The sequence below is a fragment of the Kocuria sp. ZOR0020 genome (genome assembly GCF_000800955.1).
Lineage (GTDB): Bacteria > Actinomycetota > Actinomycetes > Actinomycetales > Micrococcaceae > Kocuria > Kocuria subflava.
The window spans coordinates 1-19,255 of record NZ_JROX01000041.1 but is presented as its reverse complement, the minus strand read 5'-3'; the positions used below and the strand labels follow the sequence as shown (position 1 = coordinate 19,255).

Here is a 19,255-nt window from a genome sequence, read left to right as displayed (position 1 = left end):
TCAACGTCCACGCGGCGGGCCATGGCACCCAGGAACCGCTCCAAACCGGGGTCATCACCCAGGCGGAAGAACGTGGTTTGGGCACCCAGCCGGGAGGTCTTGTCCAGCTCGGCCACCGTGTAGTTGAGCGTGTGCTGGCTGGTGGGCCAGTTGAAGTAGGCATCACCGTCAGGCAGAAGGTGTGCGGTGGGTTCGCCGTCGGTGACCACCAGCAGCACCGGCTGCATGGAGGGGTGACGGCGGAAGAAGCGGTTGGCCAGCAGCAATGCGTGATGCAGGTTGGTGCCTTGCTCGTGCACCGGGGGCAGGGCGGTCAACTCCTCGGCATCCGTGGTGTGCGCCCAGCGGCCAAAGGTGATCAGCTCCAGTGCGTCCCCGCGGAACCGCGTGGAGACCAGATGGTGCAAGGCCAGAGCCGTGCGCTTCATGGGCAGCCACCGGCCCTCCGCCGCCATGGAGAAGGACGTGTCCACCAGCAGCACCACGGCCGCTTGGGTTCGTGCCTCGGTCTCCTGGACCTCGACGTCGTCCACCCCCAACCGCACGCCCCCTGCGGTGGATCCACCCTCCATGACGGTGCGCTGCACAGCATTCGTGATGGTGCGGGTGACGTCCCAGGGCTCCACGTCGCCGAACTGCCAGGCGCGGGTGGCCCCGGTGGGTTCCCCGGCGGCACCGGCGTGCCGGGTGTCCCGGGAGCCGGTGCGCCCACTGAGTTGACGCGCGGTGTCCTGCAGCAGGGATTTGCCCAGGCGTCGGATGGCCCGTGGGGAGAGTTTGAGGGAGCCATCGGAAGCACGCTGCAGGAGCCCGGAGTCCTTCAGGGCCCGCTCCAACTCGGCCAGGGTTCGGGCGTCCACGCCGGCCTCGTCACCGAGCTGGCGCGCCAATGCCTCGACGTCGATATCATCCAGCCCCGCACCTTGGTGGTTCTGCGCCAACTGATCGGAGAGAGCGTCCAGGTCCGCGATGTCCTGCAGCAACCCCGTGCCGTCGCCCAGGCCCATGCCCTCCTGGCCCTCGAACCGCTCGGAACCCGTCCAGTCCTCTCCAGGGCGCAAGGCCTGCAAGTTGGCATCCAGTTGGCCCAACTGCGCCATCAACTCAGGGGATCCGAATGCCTGCGCGGAGAGCTGCATGAGCTCCTGCCGCTGCTGCGGGGTCATGGAGTTCATCATCCGTTGGGCTGCGGCCGAGCGCTGCGCCATGGCGTCAATTAGCTCGTCCACGGTCTGCGGATTCTCCGGGAAGAACTCCCCGTGCTGCTTCATGAACTCCTGGAAGTCCTCCTGCGTGTCCTCACCGCGGGCGTGCTTGGCCAGCAGGTCATTGAGGTCGCCGAGCATCTGACTCACACGCTCACGGTCTTCATCCGTGGCGTTCTCCAGGGCCTGTTTCATCCCGGCAAACCGCTGGTCCAGAACCTCCCGACCCAGTAAGTCCTTGATCTGGTTGTACTTCTCCCGCGCTGCCTGGGAGGCCCAGTCGTAATCCGCCAGCTCACTGACCGCCGCTGCGGTGGAGGGGGAGAGCCCGTCCAACTGCATCTCACGGAACTGGCGATCCATGGCATCCAGCCGGGCATCCCGCAGGAACTGCTCACGTTCCAACCGCAGCGCCTGGTCCAGGATCTTCTTGACCTCGTCCAACGTGCCACCCAGTTTGTGGCGCTTCAGCAGGTCAGAGCGCCTTTGATGCACGCGGCGTGACAGGTCATCCAGCCCACGCTGATTGCGACCCCCGCGGCGCAGGAACTCCCGTAGGGCCTCCTGGGGCGAGTACCCCTCCATGACGTCACGCCCGATCGCCTCCAGCGCCTCGGTCAGATCAGCCGGTGGCGCCAAGGGATCCGGCCCGCCTGTGTAGCGGCCGTACCGACTGTAATGGCGATGCGTTGCCATCCCTGTTCCCCCTCCCGGCTCTCAGCCGTAGATGGTGCCCTCGGCGTCCGCGTCCTTGGAGATCTTCTGGGACAGGAACAGGGCTTCCAAGGCCAGTTCAATGGCATTGGCCCGCTCACCGGGTGTTTCCGCGCTCAGTCGTTCGGCCAGTTGGTCGTACAGATTCACGACGTCGGCCGCTTCCGTTCCGCCGGATTCCTCACCGGAGGGGTGGCCGGGTTCGTCGTCGTCGTCGAGTGCGGGCAGGGAGTTCAGGAATTCTTGGGCAGGGACGTTGCCGCCGGTGCCGATGGTCACGGTGCCGTCCAGGGCTTCGATCAGTGGGCCCAGGTTGACCCCACGGAAGGCTGACTGCACGGTCTCCATGGTGGCCCGGCGCAGCAGGTGCTCCAGGATGGCGATTTCCCGGCCCTCCTCACCTGACTCGAATTCGATCTTTCCGGCCAGCACGTCCACGGCGGCCTCGATGTCCACCAGACGAGCCACCGCCTGGTCCTCCCCGTGGACGGTGGCCCTGCGCAGAGCCGCGGCAGCGGTGGTTTCCGCACCGGCAATGGAGAACCGGGCGGAGACACCCGAGCGCTGATCCACCGCGGAGGACTCGCGCAGCAACCGGGTGTAGCGGGCCAGGATCTCCAAGAGGGTGTCCGGTACCTGGGCCACCAGCTCGGCCTCCTGGCGAATCACGGCGATCTCGTCCGTCAACTCCAGGGGGTAATGAGTGCGAATCTCCGCGCCGAACCGGTCCTTGAGTGGGGTGATGATCCGCCCACGGTTGGTGTAGTCCTCCGGGTTGGCCGAAGCCACCACCAGGACGTCCAGGGGCAGGCGCAGCACGTAACCGCGGATCTGGACGTCACGTTCCTCCATGACGTTGAGCATGGACACCTGGATGCGTTCAGCCAGGTCAGGGAGTTCATTGATGGCCACGATGCCGCGGTGGGCGCGTGGAATCAGGCCGTAGTGGATGGTTTCCGGATCCCCCAGACGGCGGCCTTCTGCCACGCGAATGGGGTCCACGTCCCCGATCAGGTCGGCCACGGAAGTGTCCGGGGTGGCCAGCTTCTCCACGTAGCGTTCGTCGCGGTGGCGCCAAGTGATGGGCAGCGCATCACCCTCGTCCTGGATGCGGGCGCGGGTGGCGTCCGTGATGGGATCCAGGGGGTGTTCGTGCAGGTCAGAGTCCTCAACTTCCGGACTCCATTCGTCCAGCAGCCCCACCATGGTCCGCAGCAGACGGGTCTTGCCCTGGCCGCGTTCACCCAGCAGCACGATGTCATGGCCTGCAATCAAGGCCCGCTCCACCTGGGGCAACACCGTGTCCTGCAGGCCGTGCAGGCCGGGCCACGGATCACGGCCCTCCGCCAGGGCCGTCAGCAGATTGTGGCGGATTTCCTCACGCAATGGACGGTGCTCGATCCCCGCTGCACGGAGTTCACCAAGGGTCTTGATACTGGGGCGCTCAGTCACACTTCCAACGCTAGACCTGCCGTCAAGTGGGTGTTTGCTGCTGGCTCTGCCTGCCGAGCAGTGAGTTGTGCCGATCTTCTCCGCCGAACAGTGGTTTGTGCCGCCCATCAGCGCTGATGAGCGGCACAAATCGCTGCTGGAGTGACATCACCGGAACAAGACACCGGTCGGCGTCGGGCGGTGTTGTTGTTGCAACCATGCCTGGGACCGGTCCGGGCTGGTTGACGTACAAGTTGTACAAGGTGACCATGGAGCCATGTCCACCACTCCTCAACTCAGTTATTCATCCTCTGAAGCCCGCCAGAACTTCAAACAGGTGCTGGATGCCGCCGAGAACGACCATCTGGTGTCCGTGCACCGGGGCTCTGCGCACACCGCCCTGGTTTCTGGGCCACGCCTGCGCCGGTACCTGGAGTTGACCTGCCCGGCGCATGCTCGAACGGTGGTGGAAGAAGGCGGGTACGTGATCTTCCTGGACGGACGTCCTTTCGCTGCAGAAGGAGCCACCTTGCAGGAGGCGATCAATGACTTGATCGTTGTGCTGCGTGAATACGCGCAGGATTGGGGTTCTCGACTCCGGTTGGCTCCCAATCACGCGGATCACTGGGGTCTGGTGCAGTTGATCAATCTCTCCTCGGACCAAGAACTCACCGACTGGCTCAAGGCGGAAGGGTGAGTAAATACCCACCGGCCACCAGGGAGGACCACGATGACTTCTGTACGGTTGAAGGGTGGGTTCTTGTGCGTGGAGCATTGGGCAAGCCGGTTACACACCACCGCACCTATGAGCTGACTCTGACCGTCGGGCGAATCCTGAGAACTCGAATCTCACGGCCTGTGGATCGAACGCAGTACCGCCCGTCCCTGTGGGCACATGTTTCACGCGACCAGTTGGAAGTGACCGCTGATGAGTTCTGGACGTGCGCGCGGGATCGCGTGGTGCCCGGACGGAGCCGACCGGTTCAGCCTGATGCGCAGTCCCCGCCGCTGTACGTCGTGGAGCGCTTGATCAGGAAGGGATTGTCAGCACGGGAGATTGCATCCATGTCTGAGGATGAAGCAATCGAATGTCTGCACAGTATGTGGAGCCAGGAGCCTGGCCCCAGCGGGCCGGAGTAGCGTGGAGCCCGTGACAGACAGCCAGAGCACGGCGGCAGGAACCCCGCAGAAGCCCACCACGGTGATCTTGGTGCGCCATGGGCGGACGCCCACCACCGGCCAGGTTCTACCGGGCCGCGCACCCGGCTTGTACCTGTCCCAGACGGGGCGTGACCAGGCGCAACACGTGGCCGACCGACTGGCCGGAGTGCCCGTGAGTGCCATCTACACCTCTCCCATGGAGCGCACGCGTGAAACGGCTGAACCCACCGAGCGTGCCACCAGGCTCACTGCCGTGGTGGAGCCAGATCTGATTGAATGCGACTTCGGTGACTGGACGGGGCGCACCCTCACGGAGCTGATGAAACTGCCGGAGTGGTCGGCGGTGCAGCGGACGCCGTCGTCGTTCCGGTTCCCCAACGGCGAGAGCTTCAGCCATATGCAGGCGCGGATGGTGGATGTCGTGGAGCGGATCCAGGGCGCGCATCCGGGCGGCACGGTGGTGTGTTTCTCCCACGCTGATCCCTTGAAGGCTCTGCTGGCGCACGCACTGGGCAGTCATCTGGATCAGTTCCAGCGCATCGTGGTGGATCCGTGCTCGGTCTCCGTGATCGCGTATCACCCGGGGCAGGCGCCGCAGGTGCTGCGCGTCAACTCAACCGAGGGCTCCTTGGCGTCGTTGGTCTCCTGAGCCCATGTACGACGACGAAGCCCTCCTGGCCACCGGTGACATCGAACTGGTGGGGCTGATCGAGTCCAGCAGCAACTCCGCGCTGTTGGTGCAGGTCTTGGGTGAAGCCGAACAGTCCATGGCGGTCTACAAGCCTGAGGAGGGGGAGCGGCCGCTGCGTGATTTCCCGCCGCGGATCTACCGGCGTGAGCGCGCGGCCTATGTCCTGTCAGAGGGTCTGGGGTGGAATCTGGTGCCGCCCACCGTGCTGCGCGACGACGCCCCGTTCGGTCCCGGTTCCGTGCAGAAATTCATCCCGCATGACCCGCGGCAGCACTACTTCACGCTCTACGACAACCACCCAGAGACTCATGAGCAGTTGATGCGGACGGCGGTGTTCGACGTCGTTGCCAACAACACCGACCGCAAAGGTGGCCATGTGCTGTTGGGCGCGGACGGGCACGTGTGGGGGATTGATCAGGGGCTGTGTTTCTCCGCGCCGTTCAAGCTGCGCACGGTGATCTGGGAGTTCGCAGGCCTGCCGCTGCCGGAGGACCTGGTTGCTGACCTCCAGCGTTTGGAGGATGACCTGCCTGCTGAACTGGAGGAGTTGCTGTTTCCCGTGGAGCAGTACGCCATTCAGCTGCGGGTCCGTGAACTCCTGGATGCCGGGGTGCTCCCGTTCGACGAAACCGGCGGCTACCGCATCCCCTGGCCACCCCTGTGATCCACCATCGCCCAGACCTCCGTTTCAGCCCGTTTTCACGCTGATCCTGGGCTGAAACGGAGGTCTCGGCCGCGAGGGAGCGTACGCCGGGTGGGCGTGGCAACCTGTGGCCACTGGGTTGCCGTCGGTGTGATCCAGGTCTAGTGTCTCTGGTGAGTTGACGCTCACAGGATTGTTACTTGGCCTCCCGCTCGGGGAGCTGGTTCAAGGCAAGACCTGAGATGCACCACGGGTGCGTCTCGGGTCTTTTTTTGTGCCCGATTCCGCCACCCAGTCCGCCGAGCGTGACCAACGGAGCCCTTCACGACGACGTGCGGGGCGTGACTGACAAGGGAGATGGATCCATGGCAAAGGTGGATTATCCAGCTCTTGCCGACGACATTCTGGTGAAGGTCGGCGGAGCTGAGAACGTGGAGAACGCAACGCACTGCATCACGCGGCTGCGCTTGCGCATCCGTGACATGGAGAAGGTCGACAAGCAGGCGGTTGGCCAGCTGCCCGGTGTGATCACGGTGGTGGAGGCCGGCGGCCAGTTCCAGGTGGTCATCGGTGACAACGTTGGAACGGTTTACAACGCGTTTGCGCGGCGTTTGCCGGATGACGCGGAAGGGGCCGGATCCAGTGAGAAGCAGTCCGGACAGAAGCAGAGCCTGGTCAACCAGTTCATCCAGCTGATCTCATCGATCTTCCTGCCGGTGGTGTGGACCCTGGCTGGTGCCGGTCTGTTCAAGGCTTTTGTGGCTCTGGCGGTCACGCTGGGTGTGCTGAACCCCGAGTCCCAGACCTTCACCATCCTGGATGCCGCAGCTGACTCGGTGCTCTACTTCCTTCCCGTTCTGCTGGCGATCACCACGGCCAAGCGGTTTGGTGTCAACCAGTTCGTGTTGGTGGCCATTGCCGGTGCGCTGCTGTACCCGACCATCATTGCCTTGAATGAGACCGGGGAGCCTGTCCATTTCATGGGCATCCCCGTGATCATGACCAGCTACGTCTCCTCGGTCATCCCGATCATCGTGGCGGGTTGGTTGCTGAGCTATTTGGAACGTGGCATGGAGAAGATCCTGCCCACGGCCATCCGTAACTTCACCAAACCGCTGATCTCCCTGTTCGTGATGGTGCCGCTGGTGCTCATCCTGATTGGACCCATCTCCACCTACGCGGCACAGGGTCTGGCCGGCGGCATCACCTATCTGTTCAACCTGGCACCCTGGTTGGGTGGCGCCTTGATGGGTGGCCTGTGGCAGATCTTGGTGATCTTCGGACTGCACTGGGGCTTGGTACCGATCTTTGTCAATGACCTCACCACCGTTGGTTACAGCCTTCTGGCCGGCCCGGCAATCGCAGCAGTTCTGGCCCAAGGTGCATCCACATTGGCCGTGTTCCTGCGCAGCCGCAGCGCTAAGCGCCGCCAGCTGGCCGGCCCCGCAGCACTGTCCGGCATCATGGCTGGTGTGACCGAACCCGCGATCTACGGTGTGAACCTGCCGTTGAAGCGGCCCCTCTACTTCGGCGTGGTCGGCGGTGCCGTGGGTGGCGCCATCATCGGCATTGGCGGCGGTGCGGCGAACACCTTTGTGGTGCCCTCCGCCTTGGCGCTGCCTGCGTACATGTACGTGGGCAGCTTTGCCCTGACACTCATCGGCTGCGGTGTGGCCATGGTCATTGCCTTCCTGCTGACCTTCCTCTTCCTGGACCGCGAGACCCCGGACGACGTCGCAGCGCCCGCCACCGAGGCAGCCGTCCCGGCGCCCCCGGACCAGACCGCACCGGCCCCCCAGGACCCGGCCGCTGTCACAGGAGCCACCACGGCCGTTGCTGCAGGCAGTACCGCTGGATCCACCAGCACCGCGGCACAGGCCGGTGGTAGGTCGTCAGCCGCCACCATCTCCACGGGGACCAGTGGCCGCACCTCGGTGGTCGACGTCGTCGCCCCGGTCTCTGGGCGCATGGTCGCTTTGGAAGAGGTGCCGGACAAGGTGTTTGCCTCCGGTGCCCTGGGTACCGGTGTGGGGATCGTTCCGGAGCAGAACGAGGTCCGCTCGCCCATCTCCGGCAAGGTCATTTCCGTGGCAGCCTCCGGGCACGCCTTTGGACTGAAGTCCCCGGACGGAGTGGAGCTGCTGGTGCACATCGGCATCGACACCGTTGAGCTCAAGGGCCAGCACTTCACCAACGCGGTCAAGAAGGGGGATGCCGTCAACGCGGGGGACCTGTTGGCCACCGTGGACTTCGATGCCGTCAAGGTCGCGGGTTATGACCCCACCGTGATTCTGACCATCACCAACACCGCCAAGCTGCAAGAGGTCACCCCGGCTGTGGCCGGGCCGGTTGAGGTGGGCGCGCCCGCCGTCGTCGTGATTCCGTGACCCCAGGCCAACAAAACTGCAACGCACAAGGACAGGAGAAATCAATGACCACCACGTTCCCTGAAGGATTTCTGTGGGGCGGGGCCACCGCCGCCAACCAGTTCGAGGGTGCCTATGACCAGGGCGGGAAGGGCCTGTCCATCCAAGACATCATGCCCAAGGGCATCATGGCTCCGCCGTCGGAGGAGCCCACGGAGGACAACCTCAAGCTCACGGGCATTGACTTCTACAACCGGTATGCGGAGGACATCACTCTGTTCGCGGAGATGGGGTTCAAGACCTTCCGTTTCTCCATTGCCTGGAGCCGGATCTTCCCCAACGGCGATGACGCCACCCCCAATGAGGAGGGTCTTGCGTTCTACGACCGTGTTTTGGACGAGCTGGAAAAGCATGGCATTGAGCCGTTGGTGACCATCTCCCACTACGAGACCCCCTTGCACCTGGCCCGGGAGTACGACGGCTGGACGGACCGGCGGCTGATCGATTTCTATGAGCGTTACGCCCGGGTGCTTTTTGAGCGTTACGGGCAGCGGGTCAAGTACTGGCTGACGTTCAATGAGATCAACGCGATCATCCACGCACCCCTGATGGCTGGCGGCATTCTGACTCCCAAGGAGGAGCTCAGCAAGCAGGATCTGTACCAGGCGATCCACCACGAGCTGGTGGCCTCGGCCCGGGTGACTCGCCTGGCGCGGGAGGTTGCACCCGGTGCCCAAATCGGCTGCATGATCCTGGCCATGCCCACCTATCCGCTGACCCCGGATCCGGAGGACGTGCTCAAGGCGTTGCAAGCGGAGCAGGCCAACTACGCGTTTGGCGATGTCCACTGCCGCGGGTACTACCCCGGATACTTCCTTCGGACGCTGAGGGAAGCCGGTGTGGAGTTGGAGATCACCGATCAGGACCGTGAGGACCTGAAGAACACGGTGGATTTCGTGTCCTTCAGCTACTACTCGAGCGTCTGTGAATCGGCTGATCCGTCTCAGGAAGCCGGCGAGAGCAACATCATGGGTGGTATCAAAAACCCCACGTTGAAGGCTTCCGAGTGGGGTTGGCAGATCGACCCGGTCGGTCTGCGGATCGTGCTCAATGATTACTGGGACCGGTGGCAGAAGCCGTTGTTCATTGTGGAGAACGGGTTGGGCGCCAAGGATGAGCTGCTTGAGGTCGACGGCGTGAAGACCGTGCAGGACGATTACCGCATCGACTACCTCAACCAGCACTTGACCCAGGTGGGGGAGGCCCTTGCGGATGGTGTTGATCTTCTGGGTTACACCACTTGGGGTTGCATTGACCTGGTCTCCGCCTCCACCGCGCAGCTGTCCAAGCGGTACGGCTTCATTTACGTGGACCGCAACGACGACGGTCAGGGGAGTCTGGAGCGCTACCGCAAGAAGTCCTTTGGCTGGTACAAGGAGGTCATTGCCACCAACGGTGGTTCACTGACCGCCTGACCCGTCATCCCGCCTCACGTCACTGCCGAGACCTCCGTTTCAACCCGTTTTCACGCTGATCCTGGGCTGAAACGGAGGTCTCGGCGGGATGAGGACGTGGTCGTGCGGGCGTGTAGATGCGGGCAAGGCTGAGGGGAGGGAGAGACTTGGAGATTCTCAGGGTCTTCAACAACAACGTGGTCCTGGCACGATCCAGCCAGGGCGACGACGTCGTGCTGACCGGCCGCGGTCTGGGGTTCCAGGCCAAACCAGGGCAGAGCGTGGACGAATCCAAGGTGGTGCGGACCTTTGCGCCCGTGGACGGACGGGATGTGGACCACCTGGGCCAGCTGGTGGCTGCCGTTCCGCCGGAACACGTCAAGCTGGCGGTGGTTGCCCTGGAAGCTGCCGGCCTGTCCGAAGTGGCGGACAGCAGCCCGTCCCTGTTGGTCACGCTCTCCGACCACCTGAGTTTTGCCATCAAGCGTGTCCGCGAGGACATCCGGTTGGACTACCCCCTGGAGAGCGAGGTCGGCCACCTGTTCCCCCAGGAACTGGCCCAGGCCCGGAAGGTCCTGGCGTCCGTGAACCAGGTCAGTGAAGTCCAACTCCCGGACGGGGAGGTCGTGGCCATTGCCATGCACCTGGTCAACGTGGGGTTCACCACCGGGGATCTGTCCTACACGTACAAGCTCACGGGCATCCTCCAACAGCTGCTGGACGTGGTGGGGGAGACCTACGGGCGCAAGTTGGAGAGCACCAGCATCAGTGTGGCCCGCTTCATCACCCACTTGCGTTACCTGTTCGTCCGCATCCAGTCGGGCAAGCAGTTGGAGGGTGAGCCCTCCGCCGTCGGAAAAGCGATCCGGGAGTCACAGCCCGAGGCCTACCGGTGTGCGGAACTGGTGGCCACCCTGCTGGACCTGCGCCTGGACACCACCGTGACACCGGATGAAACCGCCTACCTGGCGCTGCACATCGCGCGCGTGGTGACAGACCCCCGCGCCTGAGCGGGGCGGGAGCCCGATAGGCTCAAAGTATCCAACCCGAGGAGAACTCCCGCATGACCGACTACCGCCTGGCTGCCTTTGACATGGACGGCACCCTCCTGGATTCCACCCGTGACCTGCAGCCCGGCACGCGCCGCGCCTTTGACGCCATGCACGCCGCGGGGACGCGGATCATGTTGGCCTCCGGGCGGCCGATCCCCGGGTTGGCCATGTTGGCGCGCAAACTGGGTCTGGGGGAGAACCTGGTGTTCGCCGGGATGAACGGTTCCGTGGTGGTGGACCAGGCCACGGGTGAGGAAATTGCCCGGCACCCGCTTCCGGCAGACATCGCCAAGGACCTGATTGCCCGAGCCCAGGCGCACGGAATCATGGTCATGCTCCCGCACGGGGATGAGCTGATCGTGGAGGATGCCACCCATCCTCGGGTTCAGTACGAGGCCAACGGAAACGATCTCACCGTCCGCGTCGTCGACTCCCTGGTGGAGTTCCAGGAGGCCCCCACCAAGGTCCTGTTCTGCGCCGAGCTGCCGGACCTGGCCCCGCTGCACGAGGAACTGATGCGAGACCTGGGTGGCCGGATCGAGCTGGCGTACTCCTCACACATCTACATGGAGGCCACTGCGGCCGGTGTGGACAAGGGGTCCGCCATCACGGACCTCTGTGAGGCCAACGGGATCACGTTGGACCAGGTAATCGCCTTTGGAGACAACGGCAACGACGTCAACATGCTGCGCACCGCCGGCCTGGGGGTGGCCATGGCCAACGGCATTCCGGATGCTCGCGAGGCCGCTGACGTGGTCACCACCTCCAATGACGACGAAGGCATTGCCCGCATTCTGGTCCAACACTTCGATTTCGAATTGCCGCCGACGGCATGAGGGAGCTTGCCACTCTCTGCAGCCGTGTTGGAATGGTGTGAACCGTGATGCACGCGGCCATGTCCGGAAGGGCTCTGGTGCCGCACCAATGAATGGAGATGACCGATGACTGTTGAATCCCTGGTCCTGGTGGCCAATGCCGGTGAGGGAAGTATCTCCGTGTTCCGATGTGACGGGGACTCCCTGCAGCGCCTGTCTGTGACCCAGGGGCTGACGGGGTGCTCCAACTTTGCGGTGGATTCCGAGCGCAACCTGGTGCACGCGGCCGTCAAGGGTGACCCTGCCGGGATCGTGACCTTGACGCTGGACCGCGAGTCCGGACAACTGGAGCAGGTGGGTCGAGTGGATCTGCCGCAGGGCGGGATGAACTACCTCTGGCTCACTCGCGGCGCAACGGCCCTGCTGGGGGCTGCCTACGGCGCCGGTTACGGCATCACGGCACCCGTGGACGGAACCACAGTTGGTGCACCCGTGTCCACGGTCGAGTTCCCCAACCTCCACTCGGTTGCCACAAGCTCTGACGGCCGCTTTGCCTACTTTGTGTCCCTGGGCGCGGATCTGGTGGCGCAGTACGCGCTCGCTGATGACCTCACGCTGACTCCTCTGGCATCGGAAACCGTTGCTGCCCCGGAAGGTTCCGGTCCACGCCACCTGATCTTCAACAAAGCCGAAGACACTCTCTACGTGCTGACCGAGTTCTCCGGAGAGGTCCTGCGCTTCAACCGGGACACCACCACGGGTGAATTGACCGCGGTGGATGCCACCAGCTCCGTGGATCCCGATGCCGACCTGCAGCAGGGAGTTCTGGGCGGTGACCCACTGGATGAGCACGCCATCTGGGGTGCGGACATCCACTGGGGTGCCGGGCAGAACCACCTGTGGGTCTCAGAGCGCACCGAGAGCACCCTGGCGGCCGTGGGAGTTGCTGCTGATGGCTCCCTGACCCCGCCGTCGGACTACGTGGTGACTGAAACTCAGCCGCGGGGGTTCGCCACCAGTGCTGATGGCCGCCTGCTGGTGGCAGCCGGCGAGCGTTCCACCGAGGTCTCGCTCTACGCCGTGGACGGTGATCAACTGCAACTGCTGGACCGCGTGGAGACCGGCAAGGGCGCCAACTGGGTGCGCTTCGTCTGAGCGCGGCAGCGCCCGCTGCGTGAGATCACCACGTACTGATGAGATGACACCCAACTGCAGGTGACCTCATCAGTACGTGGTGATCTCAAGGGCTTTACCTGGCGCTCACAATTCCGCGGCAAGGCGGGTGCCCTGGTTGATGGCTCGTTTGGCGTCCAGCTCGGCAGCGACGTCGGCGCCTCCGATCACATGCACGCTCACTCCGCGCTCGCGCAGGGGTGCGGCAAGTTCATTGCGGGAGACCTGGCCAGCGCAAATGATCACGGAGTCAACGGGCAGCACAACGGGGACCCGTTGTTCCGTCCCTCCGCCCTGGTCAGCCACGTCAGCGCCGTCGAGCCGCCCGGACAGTTCCTGCACCGCGGGAGAATCAGCGGGCAGGGTGAGGTGCAGGCCGTCGTCGTCAATGCGTTCATAGGTGGCCGCCGGGATCATCCGCACGCCCTTGTGTTTCAGGGAGGCCCGGTGCACCCAACCAGTGGTCAGACCCAGGTCCTTGCCGATGGCCGTGGAGCGCCGTTGCACCAGGAACACCTGACGCGGGGACGGTTCAGGTGAGGTGGGGCCCAGGCCACCGGGTGCGTTGCCACCTGTCACACCCCATTCCGACTGCCAGCGCGGCAGATCCAAGGTGGGGGAAGTCGCATGGGTCAGGAACTCGGAGACATCCACTCCGATCCCACCGGCGCCCATCACGGCCACCCGCGCGCCGGGCTCCCGTTCACCGTTCAGCAACTGCGGATAGGTGATCACGCACGGGTGATCCAGACCCGGAATGGAGGGCACGCGGGGTGCCACGCCGGTTGCCAGGACGACGTCGTCGAACCCGCCGGAGACCAGCTGATCTGCGTCAACCTGAGTGGAGAGGTGGACCGTGACTCCGGTCAGTTCCAACTGGCGGGTGAAGTAGCGGATGGTCTCAGAGAATTCCTCCTTGCCGGGGATCCGCTGGGCCAGCGCGAACTGTCCACCCAGATGATCTCGGGCTTCGAACAACTCCACCCTGTGACCGCGCTGGGCCAGAGCCACCGCACAGGACAAACCTGCCGGGCCGGCTCCTACCACCGCAATGCGTTTGACGGTCCGCGTGGGGCTGAGCGTCAACGTGGTCTCGTGACCGGCCCGCGGATTGACCAGGCACGTGGCGCGTTTGTGCGCGAACGTGTGATCCAGGCAGGCCTGGTTGCACGCGATGCACGTGTTGATCTCATCAGCTCGATCCTCCCCGGCCTTGGCCACCCACTGCGGATCAGCCAGGAACGGACGGGCCATGGACACCAGATCGGCCTGCCCATCAGCCAGGATGGCTTCTGCCGTTTGCGGCATGTTGATCCGGTTGGATGCCGCCACGGGGACTTTCACCTCAGCCCGTAAAGCTGCTGTGACGTCAGTAAATGCCGCTCGCGGCACAGACGTGACAATGGTGGGCACACGTGCCTCATGCCAGCCGATGCCCGTGTTGAACACGTCCACTCCGGCAGTTTCCAGCTCCCGGGCCAGGGCCGCCACCTCCGGCCAGGCCTGGCCGCCGTCCACCAGGTCCTGCAGAGAAATCCGGTACATGACCAGTGAGTCCGGGGCCGCTGCCCGGACCGCTCGGGCCACCACCACCGGGAAACGACGACGACGCTCAGCATCCCCGCCCCACTCATCCGCCCGCTGATTCGTGCGTTCGACCAAGAACTGATTGAGCAGATAACCCTCCGAGCCCATGATCTCCACACCGTCATACCCGGCCTCCTGGGCCAGGGTGGCAGCGCGGGCAAAGGACACGATGGTGTCCGTGATCTGTTGCGGAGTCATCTCCGCAGCCGGATACTTGTTGATGGGTGCCTGGGACGCGGAGGGTGCCACAGCATCCGGGTGGGCGGCGTAGCGGCCCGCGTGCAGCAACTGCAGCAGGATTTTCCCACCGGCTTGATGCACTGCGTCGGTGACGGTGCGGTGCCGGGTGGCTTGCTCCGTCGTCGTCAAACTGCCGCCACCGGGGTAGAGGACACCGGTTTCATCCGGACTGAAGCCTCCGGTGACCACCAAAGCGGCACCGCCGCGGACCCGTTCGGCAAAGTAGGCGGCCAGCTCCGGGAACTGTTCCGGTTCATCCTCCATGCCCGTGTGCATGGAGCCCATGATCACGCGGTTGGGCAAGGTCAGGCAGCCCAGGGTGACAGGTGTGAACAGGTGGGGGTAGGCGGTCATCTGGATCCTATGGTGCAGTGCGTGGCGGCCCGCGGTGGAGCCAACCGTGAGGCGGCGGTGTGGGCCGGGTCACCACTGTACGCAAGAATCCGTGTTTGGTGGGACTTCGGGTTTCGATAACTTCTGGGTCAGGTTTGCTGTTGGTGGCTACCGGTGCGGCGTATGGGCATGGAAAGAGGCCGCCGCGGATTGGGAAGATCGCGGCGGCCTCTGGCTGAGGGCGGACGTGAGGGGCAGCGGCTCACGGCACAGGAGGAACCTTGTCAGCAGGTGATGGGCGTGAAATCCATGGTGGCGGTCTGCGTGTACGGGGTGCCGCTCTTGACTGCTGTAGCTCCCCCCACTGCGGTGGCGGAGAAGGAAAACACGCCCGCAGATCCAGGGGCAATCGCCTCCGGGAAGGTGATGGTGATGCTGGTTGAGGTCTGCGTGATCACCGGGGTGGGCAGGTTCTGTGTGTAGAGCTCGGGCTGGATGGCACCAAAGGCCTTGAACCGGTCAACACCCAACGGCTGACCCATGGTGGTGGGATTCGTGTACGAGGAGTCAAAGGGAATCTTGATGGTGGCCCCGGCCTCCGCGCCGCCGCCAGTGGACGGAAAGCCGACCGGGATGCGCCAGTTCAGGATCTGCTCTCGGTTGGCAGTGACCCAGTGCTGGATGGACATGGCGCCGGGGGGTGTGGACTCCAGTGTGGCCTGGGCGTCAAAGTTGGCGTTCGAGTAGTCCGGGTCCGTGTAAACAATGCGGGACTGGGCAAACCAGGAGGTTGCCTCGCACTGGGAGGCGGCGTAGGCCGGTGCTGCTCCAGCAACCATGATGGCGGGTACGGTCCAGGCCGCTCCCCGAACCACGGTGCGTCGGGATGGTTGGGTGCGCGGGGACGCGGTGGGACCGTTGGTCATGAGGGCTCCAAGGGCTGAAAATCGGGGAGAACAGCTCTCGACGCATCGAGTCGCCGAGTGGAGCACAGTGTATTCCGGCAGCATCACATCCAATGCACCTGAAATGTATGTTAAAGAATGAGTCTTGTTGTTCCTTGTCAGCCGGGATGATCTGGTGTTCAGGTCTTCTGTTGATGCGTCACAATGTGATGGGCTGTGCATCAATCAGGCGTGCAAGCCACGGCGCAGGGCCTCAACTTTCTGATCCCGGAACGCCCGCATGGACGCAGTCATGGGGTTCAGGAATTCAGCGGCGTGATACATACCGGATTCAATGTGAAGTTCGCACGGCACCCCCGCGGCTTGGAGACGGCGGGCGTAGTCCACGTCCTCGTCATAGAACAGATCCCGATCACCCACGCCGATCCACGCGGGGCCAGCCCCTCCAGGTTCTCCCGCCGAGCGGGGGCTGCGTATTCGGGGGCATGGTCCATGCGGGGCTCCCTACCCAAGTAGGCACTCCACCCAAACGCGTTGGAGGCACGTGTCCACACGAACAGACCGCGACGTGGATCAACATGGCGCAGCGTGGTGCGGTCATCCAGCATGGGGTAGATCAACATCTGGAACTTCACGGGCAGCCCCTGATCGGCTGCCTTCTGCGCAACAGCAGTGGCCAGCCCGCCCCCGGCCGATTCGCTGGCCACTGCCAGGCGATGCGGGTCAATTCCCAGGTCAGATGCCAGTTCGTGCATCCAGGTGAAGGCGTGGAAGCAGTCGTTGAACCCGGCGGGAAAGGGGTGTTCCGGGGCGAATCTGTAATTCAGGTTGACCACCCTGGCGCCCGCTTCCTTGGCGATGCGCAAGCAGGTCAAGTGGTTCTGCTCCGGGGCGCCCGTGACCAGGCCATCGCCGTGGATCCACAGCACTCCGGGAGTTGGGCCCGCGGTGTGGCGGGGTCCGTAGAACAGAACGTCCACCGCGGGCTGATCCTGCGTTGCCGGGATCTGCACCTGACGGCATTCCACGGCCTGGGTGCTGAACTACAGCGCCGGCGCCAGAGCCTTGAACACTCGGCGCCGGGTGTGGGCTGCATCCTTGGTGACACCATTCTGCAGGGCAAACAAGGCTGGCGACCGCGATTCTGGGGCCACGCTGTGCAGTTCGGGCGAGTTCTTGGCAATCAGCCGGGCTGACCAGGCCGCAAGTGCGGCAGCAGGGGCGCCCACCATCAGCGCTGCGGGAAGTCGACGGCGCAAAGTCATCAGCTCTCCAAGTTCTGTTGGATCTCACCCACCCGCCCTCATCGCCGAGTAGGCCGTTCGATGGTCCCTGACTGGTTCAGCGGTGATCAAACGGCCTACTCGGCGGGTGGGGAGGTGTGGAGTTCAGCGGCCGGGGACGTGATCCGGTGGACCGTCCCGTAGACGTCCATGGCACCGAAGTCATCCACACGGACCACGACGCCGTTCGGCCCGGTTTCCTGAATCGTCACCTTGACCCGCCGCCCGTCGGGGAGGTCGATCCACCATGGTTCGGCCAAGTGCCGCAGTCCATTGACCTCCAGACGTTCTTCGGCTGTAGCCAAGTCGGTGGGTTCTCCCAGTGGGCGTCCCAGGAGGTCGATGGGGAGGAAATCGCCGTCGTCGGTCAGCACAATTGTGCCGACTGTCTCGCCGTCTGAAGCCCTGATGTGTTGGAAGGACTCCTGGGAGGGGTCTGCGCTGGGGGTACTCATGTCCCAAAAACTACAGCCATGAGCCGCCACCCCCTCCCGCCGAGTAGGCCGTTTGATCGCTCCTGACTGGTTCAGCGGCGATCAAACGGCCTACTCGGCGATGAGGGCAGGTGAGGACGGGGGCGTGTCAGCCGAGGAGCATGCCCGCGATGGCCGCGCTCATCAAGTTGGCCAAGGTGCCGGACAGAACGGCCAGCAGCCCCAGGCGGGCAATACGTTTGCGCTGGGTGGGGGCCAGTCCGCCCAGGGCGCCGATCTGGATGGCCAGGGTGGCAAAGTTGGCAAAACCGGTCAGCGCAAACGTCACGATCGCCTGCGTCTTGGCGGAATAGTTGGCCACTTCCGGACCGAACGCGCTGAACGCCACGAACTCGTTGAGCACCAACTTTCGGCCCAGGTAGCTGCCGGCATCAATGGCCTCGTTCCACGGCACGCCAATCAGGAACATGACGGGGGCGAGCACGTAGCCCAGGATCTGCTCCATGGTCAGCGCTTCCAGCCCGAACACCCCGCCCACAGCACCCAGAATGGTGTTGACCAGGGCGATCAACGCAATGAAGGCCAGCAGCATGGCACCAACGTTCAGCGCCAGCCCCAGACCCTCACTGGCCCCGCGGGCGGCGGCATCGATCACGTTGGCGGGTTCGTCGTCGTCATTGGTGGTGGACTGGTCGGCCACTCGGTCCACGGTCTGGACTTCGGACGGGGCTTGGGAGTCGACGACGTCGGGTGTTTGCGTCTGTTGCCGCCGACTCAGTTCCCCGGCGGATTCCGTGGCCGCGCCCCGCTGGCCACCGCGTTGAAAGGCCCCCATGAGGCCCTTGCGCTGTTTTGGTTCGATTGTGGTGGTGCTGCCGTTGCCCTGCCATTCGGCACTCTCCAGGGCGCCGGCGGGAACGATGATCTTGGTCATGAACAACGCCCCGGGAGCGGCCATGAAACTGGCCGCAATCAGGTACTGCAGCTCCGCGCCCAGCAGTGAATAGCCCACCATGACGGAGCCGGCCACGGTGGCCATGCCACCCACCATCACGGCAAACAATTCGGAGGTCTTGAGGTTGGGCAGGTGGCGCTTGATCAGCAGCGGCGCCTCGGACTGGCCCAGGAAAATGTTGGCCGCGGCATTCATGGACTCAGGCACAGTGGTGCCGAACAGCTTGGCCATGGCCCCGCCGATGATCTTGACCACCCACTGCAGGACCCCGATGTAGTAGAGCACCGCAGTCAGGGAGGCGAAGTAGACGATCACCGGCAACACCTGGAAGGCGAACACGGATCCGTCCTCCGGAAGCACCGGGCCGAACAGGAAGCTGACACCGGCGTTGGCGGAGTCGATCACCGCTTGAACGCCGCCGGTCAGGGTTTCCAGCGCGACTCGGCCCCACGGGACGTACAGCACCAGGACACCGAACAAGATCTGCGTGAGCAGCGCCAGGCCCACAGTGCGCAGCTTGATCTTGCGGCGGTCCACGGAAAAAAGAACAGCGACGACGATGATGAAAATCATTCCGCCCAGGCCTCACAACACGTTCATGTCGACACCCACCGTCCGGCTCGGTTGTTCATCAACACCATCTCACAGTGAGGTGGCATCCCTCACGGCCAGCCCCTCACAGTAAGGCCCCCTCACAGCCGAGTAGGCCGTTTGATCGCCCCTGAATGGGTCAGCGGCGATCAAACGGCCTACTCGGCGGGAGGGGGAGGGGGGTGCCTCTATGGTTTTCGTCAAGCCGCCAGAGCGACTGAC

15 protein-coding genes and 1 pseudogene are annotated in these 19,255 nt (G+C 64.2%); 8 read left to right on the top strand and 8 right to left on the bottom strand.

All coding sequences use genetic code 11. The annotated features are described in order from the left end of the window. Positions 1–1,901: VWA domain-containing protein (locus tag L979_RS02780; RefSeq protein WP_047688922.1), on the bottom strand; the 1,901-nt coding region annotated here is incomplete at its 3' end. A gap of 21 nt (positions 1,902–1,922) precedes the next feature. Next, positions 1,923–3,371 carry a sigma 54-interacting transcriptional regulator gene (locus L979_RS02775; RefSeq protein ID WP_047688920.1) on the bottom strand — a complete coding sequence of 483 codons (1,449 nt, stop codon included), beginning with the start codon at positions 3,369–3,371 and terminating at the stop codon, positions 1,923–1,925. A gap of 256 nt (positions 3,372–3,627) precedes the next feature. Here L979_RS02775 and L979_RS02770 point away from each other — a divergent pair, with 256 nt between their 5' ends. The 8 genes from L979_RS02770 (at position 3,628) to L979_RS02730 (ending at position 12,687) form a co-directional block, all read left to right on the top strand. Next, on the top strand, positions 3,628–4,047 hold the full coding sequence (locus L979_RS02770) for a prevent-host-death protein (RefSeq protein ID WP_047688917.1): 420 nt from the start codon (positions 3,628–3,630) through the stop codon (positions 4,045–4,047). Between the two features lie 453 nt (positions 4,048–4,500). Then, positions 4,501–5,160, top strand: a complete 660-nt coding sequence (locus L979_RS02760; RefSeq protein WP_047688934.1) for an MSMEG_4193 family putative phosphomutase — start codon at positions 4,501–4,503, stop codon at positions 5,158–5,160. A gap of 4 nt (positions 5,161–5,164) precedes the next feature. Next, positions 5,165–5,866, top strand: coding sequence for an SCO1664 family protein (locus L979_RS02755; RefSeq protein WP_047688911.1), 702 nt, complete (start codon positions 5,165–5,167; stop codon positions 5,864–5,866). A gap of 284 nt (positions 5,867–6,150) precedes the next feature. Beyond that, complete coding sequence (locus tag L979_RS02750) at positions 6,151–8,232, top strand: glucose PTS transporter subunit IIA (protein WP_052209385.1); 2,082 nt, start codon at positions 6,151–6,153, stop codon at positions 8,230–8,232. A gap of 44 nt (positions 8,233–8,276) precedes the next feature. Beyond that, positions 8,277–9,686 carry a glycoside hydrolase family 1 protein gene (locus L979_RS02745; protein WP_047688909.1) on the top strand — a complete coding sequence of 470 codons (1,410 nt, stop codon included), beginning with the start codon at positions 8,277–8,279 and terminating at the stop codon, positions 9,684–9,686. Between the two features lie 146 nt (positions 9,687–9,832). Further along, positions 9,833–10,675, top strand: a complete 843-nt coding sequence (locus tag L979_RS02740; protein ID WP_047688908.1) for a PRD domain-containing protein — start codon at positions 9,833–9,835, stop codon at positions 10,673–10,675. Positions 10,676–10,728: 53 nt separating this feature from the next. Then, positions 10,729–11,553, top strand: coding sequence for a Cof-type HAD-IIB family hydrolase (locus tag L979_RS02735; protein ID WP_052209384.1), 825 nt, complete (start codon positions 10,729–10,731; stop codon positions 11,551–11,553). A 105-nt stretch (positions 11,554–11,658) separates the two neighbouring features. Continuing rightward, positions 11,659–12,687: a beta-propeller fold lactonase family protein gene (locus tag L979_RS02730; protein ID WP_047688907.1), complete on the top strand. Its 1,029-nt coding sequence runs from the start codon at positions 11,659–11,661 to the stop codon at positions 12,685–12,687. A 105-nt stretch (positions 12,688–12,792) separates the two neighbouring features. On the opposite strand, the gene L979_RS02725 is transcribed toward L979_RS02730, so the two are convergent. The 6 genes and pseudogenes from L979_RS02725 to L979_RS02700 form a co-directional block, all read right to left on the bottom strand. Next, on the bottom strand, positions 12,793–14,886 hold the full coding sequence (locus L979_RS02725) for an NADPH-dependent 2,4-dienoyl-CoA reductase (RefSeq protein WP_047688906.1): 2,094 nt from the start codon (positions 14,884–14,886) through the stop codon (positions 12,793–12,795). Positions 14,887–15,149: 263 nt separating this feature from the next. Next, positions 15,150–15,791, bottom strand: coding sequence for a hypothetical protein (locus tag L979_RS02720; protein WP_047688904.1), 642 nt, complete (start codon positions 15,789–15,791; stop codon positions 15,150–15,152). A gap of 204 nt (positions 15,792–15,995) precedes the next feature. Continuing rightward, a pseudogene (locus tag L979_RS02715) lies at positions 15,996–16,750 on the bottom strand (alpha/beta hydrolase). Between the two features lie 63 nt (positions 16,751–16,813). Next, positions 16,814–17,035, bottom strand: a complete 222-nt coding sequence (locus L979_RS02710; RefSeq protein WP_156125328.1) for a hypothetical protein — start codon at positions 17,033–17,035, stop codon at positions 16,814–16,816. Between the two features lie 95 nt (positions 17,036–17,130). Then, on the bottom strand, positions 17,131–17,508 hold the full coding sequence (locus tag L979_RS02705; RefSeq protein WP_197052053.1) for a serine/threonine protein phosphatase: 378 nt from the start codon (positions 17,506–17,508) through the stop codon (positions 17,131–17,133). Positions 17,509–17,635: 127 nt separating this feature from the next. Further along, complete coding sequence (locus L979_RS02700; protein ID WP_231559364.1) at positions 17,636–19,015, bottom strand: NupC/NupG family nucleoside CNT transporter; 1,380 nt, start codon at positions 19,013–19,015, stop codon at positions 17,636–17,638. Positions 19,016–19,255 lie beyond the last annotated feature (240 nt).

Coding starts and splice junctions, on each gene's coding strand:
- L979_RS02770 (WP_047688917.1), top strand. CDS start 3,628: ATGTCCACCACTCCTCAACTCAGTTATTCATCCTCTGAAGCCCGCCAG.
- L979_RS02755 (WP_047688911.1), top strand. CDS start 5,165: ATGTACGACGACGAAGCCCTCCTGGCCACCGGTGACATCGAACTGGTG.
- L979_RS02745 (WP_047688909.1), top strand. CDS start 8,277: ATGACCACCACGTTCCCTGAAGGATTTCTGTGGGGCGGGGCCACCGCC.
- L979_RS02735 (WP_052209384.1), top strand. CDS start 10,729: ATGACCGACTACCGCCTGGCTGCCTTTGACATGGACGGCACCCTCCTG.
- L979_RS02730 (WP_047688907.1), top strand. CDS start 11,659: ATGACTGTTGAATCCCTGGTCCTGGTGGCCAATGCCGGTGAGGGAAGT.
- L979_RS02725 (WP_047688906.1), bottom strand. CDS start 14,886: ATGACCGCCTACCCCCACCTGTTCACACCTGTCACCCTGGGCTGCCTG.
- L979_RS02720 (WP_047688904.1), bottom strand. CDS start 15,791: ATGACCAACGGTCCCACCGCGTCCCCGCGCACCCAACCATCCCGACGC.
- L979_RS02710 (WP_156125328.1), bottom strand. CDS start 17,035: ATGACTTTGCGCCGTCGACTTCCCGCAGCGCTGATGGTGGGCGCCCCT.
- L979_RS02705 (WP_197052053.1), bottom strand. CDS start 17,508: ATGAGTACCCCCAGCGCAGACCCCTCCCAGGAGTCCTTCCAACACATC.
- L979_RS02700 (WP_231559364.1), bottom strand. CDS start 19,015: ATGATTTTCATCATCGTCGTCGCTGTTCTTTTTTCCGTGGACCGCCGC.